The organism is Bacillus sp. IT-79MI2 (assembly GCF_949768135.1).
In the GTDB taxonomy this organism is placed as follows: domain Bacteria; phylum Bacillota; class Bacilli; order Bacillales; family Bacillaceae_G; genus Bacillus_A; species Bacillus_A pseudomycoides.
Genome location: NZ_CATKPV010000073.1, coordinates 287,003 through 301,269 on the forward strand (window position 1 = coordinate 287,003; position 14,267 = coordinate 301,269).

Annotated in this window: 17 protein-coding genes and 1 pseudogene; 3 read left to right on the plus strand and 15 right to left on the minus strand. The window is 32.8% G+C overall.

The features are described 5' to 3' along the window. Positions 1 to 47 precede the first annotated feature (47 nt). From ACM6HU_RS19890 to ACM6HU_RS19915, 6 genes are all read right to left on the minus strand, one after another. Complete coding sequence (locus tag ACM6HU_RS19890; protein ID WP_016114495.1) at positions 48 to 1,082, minus strand: AI-2E family transporter; 1,035 nt, start codon at positions 1,080 to 1,082, stop codon at positions 48 to 50. 407 nt (positions 1,083 to 1,489) lie between these two features. Further along, positions 1,490 to 1,618: a hypothetical protein gene (locus ACM6HU_RS19895; protein ID WP_016114494.1), complete on the minus strand. Its 129-nt coding sequence runs from the start codon at positions 1,616 to 1,618 to the stop codon at positions 1,490 to 1,492. Positions 1,619 to 1,789: 171 nt separating this feature from the next. Beyond that, the gene (locus tag ACM6HU_RS19900; protein WP_016114493.1) at positions 1,790 to 2,392 is read right to left on the minus strand and encodes a nitroreductase family protein; all 603 of its coding nucleotides are present in this window, start codon (positions 2,390 to 2,392) and stop codon (positions 1,790 to 1,792) included. Positions 2,393 to 2,467: 75 nt separating this feature from the next. Continuing rightward, positions 2,468 to 3,118: a DsbA family protein gene (locus ACM6HU_RS19905; protein ID WP_016114492.1), complete on the minus strand. Its 651-nt coding sequence runs from the start codon at positions 3,116 to 3,118 to the stop codon at positions 2,468 to 2,470. A gap of 102 nt (positions 3,119 to 3,220) precedes the next feature. After that, positions 3,221 to 3,652: an Rrf2 family transcriptional regulator gene (locus ACM6HU_RS19910; protein WP_016114491.1), complete on the minus strand. Its 432-nt coding sequence runs from the start codon at positions 3,650 to 3,652 to the stop codon at positions 3,221 to 3,223. Positions 3,653 to 3,786: 134 nt separating this feature from the next. After that, positions 3,787 to 4,656, minus strand: a complete 870-nt coding sequence (locus ACM6HU_RS19915) for a LysR family transcriptional regulator (protein WP_016114490.1) — start codon at positions 4,654 to 4,656, stop codon at positions 3,787 to 3,789. A 97-nt stretch (positions 4,657 to 4,753) separates the two neighbouring features. Here ACM6HU_RS19915 and ACM6HU_RS19920 point away from each other — a divergent pair, with 97 nt between their 5' ends. Then, positions 4,754 to 5,656, plus strand: coding sequence for a DMT family transporter (locus ACM6HU_RS19920; RefSeq protein ID WP_016114489.1), 903 nt, complete (start codon positions 4,754 to 4,756; stop codon positions 5,654 to 5,656). Positions 5,657 to 5,915: 259 nt separating this feature from the next. Here ACM6HU_RS19920 and ACM6HU_RS19925 read toward each other — a convergent pair whose 3' ends face one another. Both ACM6HU_RS19925 and ACM6HU_RS19930 read right to left on the minus strand, forming a co-directional pair. Continuing rightward, complete coding sequence (locus ACM6HU_RS19925) at positions 5,916 to 6,266, minus strand: DUF4064 domain-containing protein (protein ID WP_016114488.1); 351 nt, start codon at positions 6,264 to 6,266, stop codon at positions 5,916 to 5,918. A gap of 80 nt (positions 6,267 to 6,346) precedes the next feature. Then, complete coding sequence (locus tag ACM6HU_RS19930; RefSeq protein ID WP_016114487.1) at positions 6,347 to 6,682, minus strand: DUF4064 domain-containing protein; 336 nt, start codon at positions 6,680 to 6,682, stop codon at positions 6,347 to 6,349. Positions 6,683 to 7,000: 318 nt separating this feature from the next. On the opposite strand from ACM6HU_RS19930, the gene ACM6HU_RS19935 reads away from it, so the two are divergent. After that, positions 7,001 to 7,267, plus strand: a complete 267-nt coding sequence (locus tag ACM6HU_RS19935; RefSeq protein ID WP_016114486.1) for a hypothetical protein — start codon at positions 7,001 to 7,003, stop codon at positions 7,265 to 7,267. A gap of 135 nt (positions 7,268 to 7,402) precedes the next feature. On the opposite strand, the gene ACM6HU_RS19940 is transcribed toward ACM6HU_RS19935, so the two are convergent. From ACM6HU_RS19940 to ACM6HU_RS19970, 7 genes are all read right to left on the minus strand, one after another. After that, the gene (locus ACM6HU_RS19940; protein WP_016114485.1) at positions 7,403 to 7,822 is read right to left on the minus strand and encodes a VOC family protein; all 420 of its coding nucleotides are present in this window, start codon (positions 7,820 to 7,822) and stop codon (positions 7,403 to 7,405) included. A 186-nt stretch (positions 7,823 to 8,008) separates the two neighbouring features. Then, positions 8,009 to 9,361 (minus strand): branched-chain amino acid transport system II carrier protein, encoded by a 1,353-nt coding sequence (brnQ, locus tag ACM6HU_RS19945; RefSeq protein ID WP_414848402.1) that lies wholly within the window; start codon positions 9,359 to 9,361, stop codon positions 8,009 to 8,011. Between the two features lie 348 nt (positions 9,362 to 9,709). Continuing rightward, complete coding sequence (locus ACM6HU_RS19950; protein ID WP_016114482.1) at positions 9,710 to 10,069, minus strand: zinc ribbon domain-containing protein YjdM; 360 nt, start codon at positions 10,067 to 10,069, stop codon at positions 9,710 to 9,712. A 127-nt stretch (positions 10,070 to 10,196) separates the two neighbouring features. Then, positions 10,197 to 10,436 carry a D-alanine--poly(phosphoribitol) ligase subunit DltC gene (gene dltC, locus ACM6HU_RS19955; protein WP_016114481.1) on the minus strand — a complete coding sequence of 80 codons (240 nt, stop codon included), beginning with the start codon at positions 10,434 to 10,436 and terminating at the stop codon, positions 10,197 to 10,199. Positions 10,437 to 10,479: 43 nt separating this feature from the next. Next, on the minus strand, positions 10,480 to 12,243 hold the full coding sequence (locus ACM6HU_RS19960) for a SulP family inorganic anion transporter (protein WP_016114480.1): 1,764 nt from the start codon (positions 12,241 to 12,243) through the stop codon (positions 10,480 to 10,482). Between the two features lie 142 nt (positions 12,244 to 12,385). Beyond that, positions 12,386 to 12,826, minus strand: coding sequence for a hypothetical protein (locus tag ACM6HU_RS19965; protein WP_003196901.1), 441 nt, complete (start codon positions 12,824 to 12,826; stop codon positions 12,386 to 12,388). A 1-nt stretch (position 12,827) separates the two neighbouring features. After that, positions 12,828 to 13,181: an ArsR/SmtB family transcription factor gene (locus ACM6HU_RS19970; protein ID WP_003196899.1), complete on the minus strand. Its 354-nt coding sequence runs from the start codon at positions 13,179 to 13,181 to the stop codon at positions 12,828 to 12,830. A 365-nt stretch (positions 13,182 to 13,546) separates the two neighbouring features. Here ACM6HU_RS19970 and ACM6HU_RS19975 point away from each other — a divergent pair. Next, positions 13,547 to 13,906 (plus strand): annotated as a pseudogene (locus ACM6HU_RS19975) (helix-turn-helix domain-containing protein); the annotation flags it as partial. Between the last annotated feature and the right edge of the window lie 361 nt (positions 13,907 to 14,267).

Genomic DNA, 14,267 nt, shown 5'->3' on the forward strand with positions numbered 1-14,267 from the left:
AAAAGCAATCCAAAATACTTGGATTGCTTTTTGCATAGCTTAAAAATTCATTCCGTATTTAGATCCGATTTCTCTCCATCGTGCACTTCAAGCACATCAAGTAAAAAGATAAAGATTGGAATTCCAATAATGAGTCCCCATATTCCTAAAAAATGCTCTGAAAAGATAAGAACCATAAACGTATAAAAAATGGGTAAATTCGTTTTTGCGGACATAAGTTTCGGATTTAAGAAGTAACTTTCAATTGCATGAATAACTGCAATAAAAATTAATATGTATACGACATATGCAATTCCACCAATATTATACGCAATGATACAAAGTGGAAATAGTGAAATAATAACACCTGCAACAGGAATTAAACCAAGCAAGAATATCATAACCGCTAATACAAGTAGCTGCGGGAAACCTAAAAATACTAGTGCAATGACAGAAAGAATACAGTTTACAACGGCAATTAAAAACTGTGCCTCAATGACTTTTCCAAATGAACGCGCAAATTTCTGACCAAAATATGCAATTTCCTTATAAAAAATACTAAGTTTACTATCCTCAAATTTTGAAGTAAAAACAATGATACGCTCTTTTTCTAATAAGAAAAATAAACTTAAAATAAGGGAAAGTAAAATTTGCAAACTTAACTTTCCAATATTCGCCAAAGATTGATAAATAACATCCACACCTTGTTCAATATATTTTGATACTTCCATCTGATTAATTACAGAAAACACATATCTTATCATTTCGTTATCAGGGGGATTTTTAAAAAACAATTTGAACTGGTAAATCAATTGTGAAATTTGTATCGTTAATACAGGTAAATATTTATATAACGTAGTAACAATAAACGTAACTACAACAATGTATAAAAAGGCGATAATCACTTTCCTATTTATCCGTACAAAACGACTAAGTTTTTCAGAAATAAATCTTTGAAAGCGATCCATTAGAAACGTAAGGATAAAGGTAATCAATATTAAATTAATCATACTTTTTAGCCCGTATAATATAAGGGCTAAAATGACTAATATAAGAAGCCTCTGAACCCCTCTACTTTGAAAGAAATTTTTCATTTGAATCATTAAGTCTCACTCTCCCCCTTCGACGGATGGAAATTCCATATATTCATGAAAGTACTAACCGTTTATTCGTTACTATATTAAGACATTTTATGAACTTCTAAAGACAATCTTTCTCACTAATTTGAAAGTATCCTCTTTTTCTTTTTAATTGTCTTATTTTCTTAATCCATTTCGAGGGGGATAACTATATCAATATGAACAGTACGTCACAAAATCCAGTCGTTTTTCATTTGTTCGTGTTACTACTCATATACACATCCTATTCAAAATACAGGACTAACTAGGCTATAAAATATAGCTTTCATGGACAATCATCTCCCTCGCTTTTCTCTAAAGTTTGAAGTGACGAGACTTACTGCTTACGAATAGCCGATTAACGTATTTATTTGTAGCTACTATGTCTTTCCTTATTTCTGCTTCATCCGCTTCGCTAATAATTCCTTTACTTGATTATACGTTAGCCCGGAATTTTTATTTAAGCGTTTTACTTCATCAATATCAGTGCCTACAACTGTATATTTCTTCTTTTTATTCATCACGACACATCCTTTTATAAAATTCTACTAAGTCGAGCACATATTATTTGTTATATTTCTTCCCTAAACTAAGAATTCATACTCGTGAAATCCTAACTGCTAAAATCATTGCATGAAAAAAAGAAGCTATTTGGCTAATAGCTTCTTTTTCTACTATATATATTTTCCATCTTAATAAAATTTCACTACATCTTCAGTAGGTAAGAACGTTCTTTCACCCGGTTGTTCATTCGGTTCACCAAATGGCATTTGTGCTACTAAGCTCCATTCTGCTGGAATATCCCATGTTTCTTTCACTTCAGCATCCACAATTGGATTGTAATGTTGTAATGACGCTCCGATTCCTTCTGCAGACAATGACATCCAAACCGCATATTGTAACATCGCACTTCCTTGGTGAGACCAATATGGGAACTGCTCTTTATATAAAGGTGCATTTTCTTGCATTTGTTTTACAGTTGCTTGATTTTCAAAGAATAATACTGTTCCTATCCCGTCACGGAAACCTTTTAGTCTTTCTACAGTTGCTTCAAAATTTTCTGCTGGCACGCGTGTTTTAAGTGTTTCTTTTACGATATCCCAGAACTTTTCATGCTCTGCATCCATTAATACAACCATACGACCACTTTGCATATTGAAAGATGATGGTGCATGTAAAGCTGTCTTTAAAACATCTTGGATTCTTTCTTTTGTGATCATAGCATTTTTTGTTACTTTACGGATTGAACGACGGTTTACGATTGCTTCTTTTAAATTTGTTGTAGTTACTGACATGTTAATTCCTCCAAGTATATAAGTTGTATAATTTATATAAACAAATAGATTTGATTCTTCAATTGAAGATAAGTATTAGCAATATCCATCAGTTGTACATTGCATTCCATCAAATGAATTTGTTTTTTCCTTTTGTATTTCTTTATCAATTACTCTTTCTAACATTTCCTTACTAGCAAGTCCTTGAATCACTTCTTCCCCAATCATTACAGTTGGAACAGCCATAATATTTGCTTCATCGTATGCATGTTGGATTGCTTGTTGGTGCTTCTCTTTATATTTACGAGTTACTAAAGCTTCTTTAAATTCAGCTTCAGTAAGACCCACTTCACCTGCTAATTTTGTTAGTACATCTATCTCTTCAATATTTTGTTCCTCCTGAAAAAATGCTGTGAACACTCGATGATGAAAAGCATTTTCCAAGCCATGTTCCTTTGCAAATTGATATCCCTCAAACGCTAAATGCGTATATGGATGAGGAGAAACACGTGGTAAACGCATCTCAACTCCTAATTTTTTCGCAGTAGGAAGAATAAAAGAATCCCAAGAACTTAATTTATCCGGCTCTTGCCACGGATCAATTTTTAAATATGGACTTGGACGTAATTCAAATGGCATCCATTCAATTTCTACATCTTTTTCCTTAGCTACTTCATCCAATGGGCCCTTTGCTAAAAAACAAAATGGACAAATAAAATCAGAGTATACTTTCATTTTTACAGTCATGTTATTACACCTTACTTTCTTTTAATTTTATAAGATGTAACAAATTAAGTTACATCAATGAGAAAAAAATATGCATTCTCTTTTTATCGAGCTTTGCATTTTTCAAGCATTCATTTTCTCTTGTAGCGATTCAAACAAATGCCCCATCGTGATATTTTTTAAAACTTCTTCCATTGCAGATTGCGCTTGAACTAAAATTACTTCTAATACGGCTTGAATATTTGCTCCAATAGGACAATCTGGATTGGGTTGTTCATGAATATGGAATAACTTATCTTCCTCAACTACATTTACTGCATGATACACATCTAATAATGTAATTTCATTGAAATCCTTTAATAATCCAGCCCCACCTGGCCCTCGATTTACATAAACAAACTTAGCCTGTTTTAAGTAAGACATTATTTTTCGAATTACAACCGGATTTGTATTTACACTCTCAGCCATAAATTCCGAAGTACAAATAGAAGATGGATTATTTTTCAAAATTGATAACATATGAATAGCTATAGAAAAGCGGCTACTAATTTTCATCGTGATCACCACCTTGATGTAATCATCATAGTTACAACTCGAAAATAAGTCAATCCTTTTTATAGATTTTATTTGAACATTATTATAGTTAAAAACAAATAAGCATCTCATTATCATATATGAGACGCTCTTTATCATTCTGCGAATAGCCCTTGGAACTCTTCAATAAATAGTTGAACAGCTAGTGAAGATTCCTTGAATGAAGGAACAGCTAAAGCAATTTCTCTCCATACTTGAGGTGCTAATTCTCTCGTTTTCACATTTGGAGGTAAATTCGTTAAAGATAATTCAGCTAATATCGCTAAACCTAACCCCTCTTGGATCATATTTAAAGACGTTGTAACAGTAGACACCGCATACTCAACCCGAAGTGGTACGCCCGCTTGTTTAAACATATCAATAATTGGCGGTTCGTATCCTCCCTTAAATAAAATAATTGGTTCATTTTCTAAATCACTTATTGTAATAGCTTCTTTTTCACAAAGAGGGTGATCATCACGCAGGACAACAACCATTTCTCCCTTCGTTAACGGCACAATCTCCATTTCTTTATTGGGCAAAATAACAATTCCAACATCAATTACACGTGATAATAGCAACTCTTCCACTTCTTTAAGAGTTCCTTCATAGAGAACCAGCTCTAAATTCGGATATTTTTCACGAAAGATATTAATCATTTTAGGCAAAAAATATGCTGATGCACTTGGAAAACTTCCGATTCGAATTGTACCAACTTCATGCCCTTTCTCCATCGCTACTTCTTGTTCTACTTTCTCAACACCATTTAAAATTTCTCGAAAATGAACTAAAATACGATTTCCTACATCAGTGAGAATCAAACCTTTTCGTTTATCACGTATGATAAGTGTCACACCTAATTCCGATTCTACACTAGAAATAGCATGGCTGACAGCTGGTTGTGTCATGTTCAAAACTCCAGCCGCCTTCGTAAAACTTCCCAGTTCAACTACTTTTATAAAAACTTGAAGTTGTGTAATGGTCATAACAAATTACTTATACTCCTTATAAAAAAGATTCATTTTATTTATCATGTTCAATATCATATCATAGTGAAATGAAATACAACAAGGAGGTACTATTGTGACGCAGCTTTCGCGAACAAAAACGGCCATAATCCTCTCATTTCTCGTTCTTATGTGGGGAATTAATTGGCCTTTATCTAAATTCGCTCTGCATTATACGCCACCCGTATTATTTGCAGGAGTTAGAACATTAATAGGTGGATTGATTCTACTTATTTTCGCATTACCAAAATACAAACAACTAAATCTAAAAGAAACTTGGCATTTATACTTTATTTCAGCTCTACTCAACATTATTTTATTTTACGGACTACAAACCGTAGGGCTTCAGTATATGCCCGCTGGACTCTTTTCCGCTATTGTATTTCTTCAGCCTGTCTTACTTGGAATTTTCTCTTGGATTTGGCTGGAAGAAGCAATGTATGGCTTGAAAATTTTTGGTCTTATTCTTGGATTTACGGGTGTTGCCGTTATTAGCTCTAGTAGCTTAACTGGACATATTTCTGTCATCGGCATCTTACTTGCTTTAGGATGTGCAATTGGATGGGCGCTTGGTACAGTGTTTATCAAAAAAACTGGAAACCGTGTAAACGCAATTTGGATGGTGACACTTCAACTTATTATCGGAGGATTTTGCTTAATTGGCTTTGGTTCAAAATTTGAAAGCTGGTCCAGCATCGCTTGGAGCATACCATTTGTAATCGTACTACTATTCATCTCAATCTTTGTTATCGCAATGGGCTGGCTTGCTTATTTTACACTTGTCGGAGCTGGAGAAGCAAGTAAAGTTGGTGCCTATACATTTCTTATTCCACTTATCGCAATTATTATAAGTTCTATTTTCCTACATGAGGCGATTACAATTAGCTTATTTGTTGGCCTTCTATTTATTGTCGTAAGCATTTGTTTTGTAAATATAAAACCGAAATCGCTCATCATGAAACTGGATAGGCTACACTGAACTAGACAAAAAAACTAAGGCCAAGTAGATTACAACTAATATATTTGAGCCCTGTTCAGTACAGGCAGGAACACCTAAAAAAAATTGTCTAGTTTCGTGTTGACATACCACACGTATTTTATAGCAAAAGAAGAGGATTCATTTTGAGTAAAGTTTAATCAAAATGAATCCTCTTGTTGTACCTTCATACAACAAAAAAACACCCTATTATTTGTGTGATAAGGAAGTTTTTTATTAGATTTAGTAGCCGGTTGTAATTTTAATTATATTCCTGTTTTAATGTTCTAAATGCAAATGCACCTGAAATGATTTGTAAAACCACTGGAAGAAATAATATAAATAATCCTAAAAACAATGAAATTATACTTAATACAATCATACAAATACCATAAGTTTTATTATTTATTTTATTAACACAACAAGCTAATACTAATAGGCCTATTTGAATAATTAAGGCGATGCTAGAAGTAATGATAATATATTCTTCAATACCTCCAGAACTAGTGTGAGAACTAGTGTAGGAAATACTACCAATTACAATAAATAAAGAAAGTAAGAGTCCTAAGATTCCTCCGATTAAGCCGATTACAAATTCTACAGTGCGTTTCAAATTACAATACCATCCTTCAAAAATATTATTTAAATTAATCCTTATATATATTTACCATTATTTCGTAATAACTAAATGTCTTAATGAGATTCTTGCTTTAAAGATCGAAATGCAAATCCACCAGAAATAATTTGAAGAATTATTGGAATAAGTAAAAGGAGTAATGACATAACCAATGTTACTAATGGGAGTAATATCATACAAAGTCCATAGGCTATATTGTTAACCTTATTTACTGAACATGCTAAAACTAACAGCCCTATTTGAATAATTAATAAAATAGAATAATAAGTTAAAAGTTTATAATCAATATAACCATCCATAGCAGTTATAGCTATCATCAATATAATAAAAGAACCTATAACTCCAAAAATACCACCAATTAAACCTAGTATAAATTCAGGTGTTCTTTTCAATTCTAATACCTCCCTAACTATTAATATATTATGTATTTAATGTCCATTTATCTATATTATCAAATATAATTTGGAAAAACTATGCATAAATGTATTTGGTTTAATAAATAATTGTGCACTGAGGAGACAAAGAACGAGTTAAAAGATATGTTAGAGGACTCTCTAAACAGAAAACTTTAACAAAATATAGATTTGATATGTAAGGGAACTTCGGCTCTATTTTTATTTCCCTCCGACAGGATATGACAAAATAGCGTTATTACATTTGCTATGATGAGGTGTGAAATCTTACGTTTTATATATTCGGAGGGAACAAATATGTTTAAGAAAATGAGTACAATCGCTTTAGGAAGCGCTTTAGCATTTAGTTTAGCTGCTTGTGACGATTCCACAAATAAAGCTACTACAAACACAAATGACAAACCAAAACAAGAAGAACCGAAAAAAGGAGAGAAAAAGAAAATTACTGCTGCTGATGTAGATGCAATCAAAACTGGAGATTCTTCAACTGGTGAAGGCGGAGATACATACGAAGATTTAGTTACGAAATTCGGTGAACCTAATACAAAAGGGTACAGTTCATAACACCTTTTTGTTTTTTAATCAATATTATTCAACCTACTCTATCTAATCGACGCGTTACTACAGTATGTGTTGTCGCGATTGTCCAGGCTTCTAAACTTGCTGCCGTGACACCTTTTATCACACTTCATATACAAATTATTGTTCCTCTGGGTAATCACAATATTCGATAATTGTCCCCTCTGTATCTGCTGGATTGAGGTAAATTAATCTTCTACCATGCTTGTTTATACGGAGTGTATGCTCCAACGTTCGAATTCCTTGTTGTTTTAATTCTTCTAAAGCTTGATCCAAATTATCTACACGATAAGCAATGTGATGTACACCTTTTCCTTTTTGCTTTATAAACCTTGCAATTGGCGAAGTTGTATTATTCGTCGGCGCAAGTAACTCAATTCTATCTCCGTTCACTTCAAGAATAGCCACTTCACTCTCAACACCTATCGCTTCACTTATGTAACGATCTATTAATGTTCCTGATAAGACTTTTTCATAAAAACGTATACTACTATCTATATCACGAACAGCAATACCAATATGATCAATTCTTTTATTCATTTCGTTTCTCCTAGTTTCATTTTACTTCTTTTATAAAAGATATCTAATCAAATTGCCATCTATGAATGATCCAGATCTCTATATTTATTATACATCTAAATTATTATAAAAACTCTCGCTATTCATCTCCTATAATAATAAAAAAGTTATAGAAACGAATTCTATAACTTTTTTTGGTACATATAACTACTTATTTACTCTCGCTACGTTAGAATGCATTTCACTTTTCATTCGTAAATAACTAATCCCATATCCAATAAGTCCACCAATAATAGCTGGGAAAATCCATCCGAGCCCTACTTCATGCATCGGAAGAATTTGAGCGAACAGCTGATTAACTACTTGAATATTTACTCCAGCTGCACCAAGTCCATCAAATAAACTTATAATAAATGTTACAAGTAAGCTTGCTTGATAAACTTCTGATCTCCCTTTAAATAATGGATGTAAAAACGTTAAGAAGATTAATACAATTGCTAATGGATATATAGCTGTTAATACAGGAACAGAAATAGCAATTAATTGTGTTAATCCTACATTCGCAACAATTGCACTAAACACAGATAACATAATCGCGATTTTTTTGTAAGACACTTTTGGAAATAGTTTATGGAAAAATGAAGAGCATGCTGAGACAAGCCCTACACTAGTCGTTAAACAAGCTACTGTAATCATTAGTCCTAACAGTATTCCGCCATATGAACCAAAGTAGTAATTTGAAACCTTCGCTAACACTGTTCCTCCATTATCTAAATGTCCAAACTTCGCTACACTTGAAGCTCCCATATAAGAAAGCGCTGTATAAATAATCGCTAATGTCGTTGCTGCAATAATTGTTGCTTTTGCACAAACGACCATAATTTGTTTTTTCGTCTTTGCACCTTTTTCTTTAATAGCATTAATGATAATAATGCCAAATACGAAAGATGCAAGCGTGTCCATTGTTAAGTATCCTTCTTGAAAACCTTTAAAGAATGCGTGAGATGTATAATTTTCAACAGGTGCTTGCATATCCCCTATTGGGTGAATAAAAGCAACGATTACTAAAATTCCAATGAACGTTAATTTGATTGGCGTCAAGATTTTTCCGACAATATCGACAATTTTCGCAGGATTGAGCGAAAAAAAACATGTAATACTAAAGAATATAATTGTAAAAATGATTAAAGGCATTGAACCAAAATTCTCTGTTAGAAAAGGTTTAACACCAATTTCAAAAGAAACATTACCCGTTCTCGGTATAGCAAACAAAGGACCAATTGCTAAATACAAAACTGTTGTAAACACAACTCCGAAAACAGGATGAACACGACTTGCCAGCGATTGTAAATCCTCTTTACCTGAAATTCCAAATGCTAATACACCAAGTAACGGTAGTCCAACTCCAGTCACTAAAAATCCTGCATTCGCTGACCAAACATTTGTTCCCGCTGATTGTCCAAGCATCGCAGGGAAAATTAAATTTCCTGCCCCAAAAAAGAGAGCAAACAACATTAATCCAATAACTACTATGAACGAAAATGGTACTTTGTTCGTCATCATAAAACCTCCATTAAAAATAACGTATCTCATTTCCAAATTTAACTAATTGAAGATTCTGAATATTTAACTTAAAAGTTAGATATTCTTTTCATTTATTATAGCCCCAAGGATAATATATTGCAATACTACTTTCGAACTTTTCTTTCATTTTTAGATATACAAATATTAATAGAGACTCAATTTTCCTATTATTATATAATTCCACATCAATATTTAAGAAGGTGTTGCGTATCATCACAACACCTTCCCTCTATCGTTATATAAACAGTTCTTTACTAATAAATAGCAAAATCAACATGTTTTCCAAGTAGTAAAGATTTTTTATCTTTTATTACAAAGCAACACTTATATCTTTTTAACAAATTCAGATTTTAATTTCATTGCTCCAAAACCATCAATTTTACAATCAATATCATGATCTCCATCAACTAAGCGGATACTCTTTACTTTTGTACCGATTTTTATAACTGATGAAGTTCCTTTTACTTTAAGATCTTTGATGACTGTTACAGAATCACCATCGTTTAGTACATTTCCATTTGCATCTTTGATTACCTTTGTATCTTTGATTACCTTTGTATCTTCACTATTTTCAGTTTCTGATTCTAAAGTCCACTCATGAGCACATTCTGGGCAAACGAAAAGATTCCCATCTTCATAAGTGTATTCTGAATTACATTTGGGACAATTTGGTAAATTAGACATATTTTATTTCCTCCACTTGTTATCATTCTAATATATATGAATTATTTTCAATTTCCTTTTTACGACTTCATAAGAAAAACACTTACGAAGTTAAACTGTTTCTTATCCATTTCTCAAACTTCTATTTTTATCGAATTTCTTTCAATTTCTTAATAATCATGTTTGGTGTCGCCCATTCATCGCGATCAAAATCAGAGATAGACACTTCAATGTTTAAACGTTCATGAAATTCTACTAATAAAGATACCGTACCAAAAGAATCTAAAATCCCTTCTTCAAATAATTGCACATCTGGGTTATCTTTTACGATATCATTTTCACATACTTCTTCTAAAATGTTTAATACTTGATCTTGAAATTCAGACATTATTTATTCTCCTTTATATCCATGATTTATAATACATTTCTTCTTAAAAATCTAGTGCATTAGCTTTATTATTTATTGTATTCCCTTCCTGGGATTGCTGAGAAAGCCCGGTACATTCACGAAAAGCGAAATGCTTACACCCTATACATTTTTTCGTATTTAAATGCTCTAGAGCGTAGTTAATCGCTTCTCCTGTATGATCAAAAAAGTTTTCTTCTCCAATCTCAGCGTATAATCCATTCTTGTCTAGAGTTGTTTTTAATTCTGATTGAACTCCCGAAATGAGAAGTACGCCACCTTGTTTTTTAAAATGCTGGACAATATTCCTAAAGTATGATTCTCCTGTTGTATCAATAAAAGGAACTTTTCCCATACGTAAAATTAAAACTTTAGGTTTATAATGAATGGTTGCTAAAATGTTTTGTTCAAACGTCTGAGCAGCGCCAAAAAATAATGGGCCTTCTATTGTATAAATACTAATTTGCGGACAATCATGAGCTTTACTTACCACATGTGGTAGCAATTTTTCGTTCTTTTTTGTGTGATCAGGAAGCACTTTAGATATAACGAGCATATTGCTCATACGTTTTGTAAACAAAATAATAGCTAAAATAAGACCGATTTCTACAGCAGTTGTCAAACTAGTAAATACAGTGAGTAAAAAAGTTACAAGTAATACAAGGGAATCCCCTGTCTTCATTTTCAGTATGTGAACAAAGTGTTTTTGCTCACTCATATTCCAAGCTACTACCATTAAAATGGGAGCCATACTAGCAAGAGGAATATGCGAAGCATATGGAGCTAACAATAGAAGCGTAAATAACACAAATCCCCCATGAATCACACCTGACATCGGAGATACGGCTCCACTTTTGATATTGGTTGCTGTGCGGGCAATCGCTCCAGTTGCAGGAATTCCTCCAAATAACGGTGTAACAATATTAGCAATACCCTGACCAAACAGTTCTTTATTACTGTTGTGTTTACTATTTGTCATACCATCTGCTACGACAGCAGATAAAAGGGATTCAATACCACCCAGCATTGCAATAACAAATGCTGGACCAATTAACTGTTGTATCCGCTCTAATGTAACTTCTGGTATACCAAAATGAGGAAGTGTATTTGGAATCGTACCATATGCTGTGCCAATAGTAGGTATATGCCCTGAGAAAAATACAGCAGCAATTATAGTTGAAATAACAACACCTACTAATGAACCAGGTACTTTTGGAAAAATCTTTGGTGTTATCAATATAACAAAAAGGCAAATCAAAGCAGTTATAATACTATAAAAATTGATGGTATCAATATGGATAAAGATTTCATTTAGATTTGCTATAAATGCCTCATGCTTTTTTATACCTGTTAGACCTAAAAAACTAGCAATTTGTCCCGTAAAGATACTAACAGCAATACCTGATGTAAAACCAATTGTTACAGGGCGCGGGATAAATTTAATTAAAGATCCTAGTTTAAAAATTCCCATAAGGCATAAGATAATTCCGGCTAATAAACCGGCCAGTAGTAAATTTTCATACCCATAGGTAATTACAATCCCTAAAAGAATTGGAACAAAAGCACCTGTAGGCCCTCCAATTTGATACTTTGAACCACCAAATAACGAAACGAGTATCCCGGCAATACATGTTGTATAAATTCCATACTCCGGCTTAACACCAGAAGCTATAGCAAAAGACATAGCAAGTGGAATCGCGACAACTCCGACAATCATTCCAGAAAGAAGATCCTTTTGAAAATGTCCTAATGAATATCCTTCAAACCTTCCTGTAAATAACCCTTTCATTACAAAACCTTCTTTTCTATTTTTAATAAATCTTGCTTCTTTTCTTCTGAAAGAATATTTTCTTGTGATAAATTTGAATCCTAAATGTATGTTTCATACTTTTGTACAAGAGTTCTTTATCTCGTTACAAGAAAATATCAGTCTAGTATTGGCTATACGTTTTGCTTAAATGTCGTTCTAATTTCCCTATGTCTCCACCTTCTTGCATGTAGGATTTTAACCTTTCTGCTAAAAGTAATCCATCTCGATTATTTAATTTTTTCATATCTATAAACGATGTAACCTTTACTATATCTGGGGTAATATCTCTACGAAACATTTGCCCTGGAACTTCATTCCAGAAACGATTCCACTCGTCCAATATTCCGATTTGATCAAATAAAAAACATTGCATCCCACATAGCCAAGCTGTGCAAGCCGTATTTCTCTTTTGACATCCTACTCCTTCTTGCAAATGTTGGCATAAAAAACAACAAGAATTCCCACTTTCAATACAAACTTTACAAACGTGATGAGCTCCTATTGAGCGAAATAGTTCCATTCCGTATTGAATAATATCCTCTTTCTTAACTTCAATACTCAATCTAATCCTCCTTACTCATCACTTCACGTTCTGTTTCATCCAACTCTTCTAACATTGAAATTGTATCGATTAAATGGTTGTTAAAAATTTTCTTAGCAACTACCAGTAAATCCACAATCATAGGATCTCGCAAGGAATATAAAACTCGTTTTCCATCTTTCGTACCAACAACAATGTTCTTTGAGCGTAGTACACTAAGTTGTTGAGAAACAGCTGAACCTTCTTTATTAAGAATCGTTTGCATTTCATTTACGCTTTTTTCGCCCTCTGATAATAATTCAAGAATACCTATTCGCAAAGGATGTGATAAGGCTTTAAAAAAATCAGCTTTAAATTGTTGCATTTCATTTCCCATTCAAACGCCTCCGTTATTTATCCTTAATTTGAAAAACCATCATATACATCTTCAAATGTTTGAATATGTATATGATACTTCTAAAACTTACAAGTTTCAATATAAATTTCGAAACTTTAAAAACCTAACTGTTTTTTGTACCAGAACAAAGTTCCTTATTTTAACAGTACTCCAACAGAAGTCCCCTTCCTCAAGCACGTGTAGGGCATAGCCCAGGTGATAGGGAGGAGATGAACGTTGGTCGTGCATAGCACGAAGTTTCTATTTCCTTTTTATGTAACTTTGTGTATACTAGCAGAAAAAGGAACGTATATTCTGTTTTGTGTTAGGAATCTGAAAAACTATATCGAAAAAAGGGGGAGGGGATGACAATGTTGCTAAGCCAAAAATACGAGATTTTCGCAACCAAAGAACAAAAAGAAACGTTAGATCGTTGGCTACAATATTGTCGTCAAACTTATAACTCTGCTCTTTTAGATAAACAAAGAAAATATAAGGAAAACAAACAATTGTATACACGTTCTGATATGCAAAAGCGACAAGTAATCGATAAGAAGAGGTATCCTTTTCTCAAAGAAGTGCCCTCACAGCCCTTACAAGAAGTATTTTTACGATTGGAAAAGGCATATGATGGCTTTTTTCGTGGGGATGTGGGCTATCCAAAATTGAAAAAGTATAAAGATTATAATAGTCTCACTTTCCCTCAATTTGGATTCAAACCGAATGTAACTTAATTTTAAATACACGGTTATTTATTAAGCTAAAGGATTTCTTATAAAAAATCCTCCCGCTTTTTTATAATCAAAGTTTGAATTAGCAACCTTTGATGAAACATATCTTTGTACAACAAAAAGAAAGCATAAATCTGCATTTTATGCAAAGTTATACTTCATATCACACGTTGTTTTATATTAGAATCAACGTGCAATGCTATTTTATTATCTTTTAAATGGCTTTATTATTTGTTAAACACCTTTTTAATTCGTGAACATTAATTCCCAAAATAAAACCTTTGTATAGTTATTCTTATTCTGAATGGCTTATATTGTCTTGACGCAAGATATACGAAAAAAGCACTCCATCTTG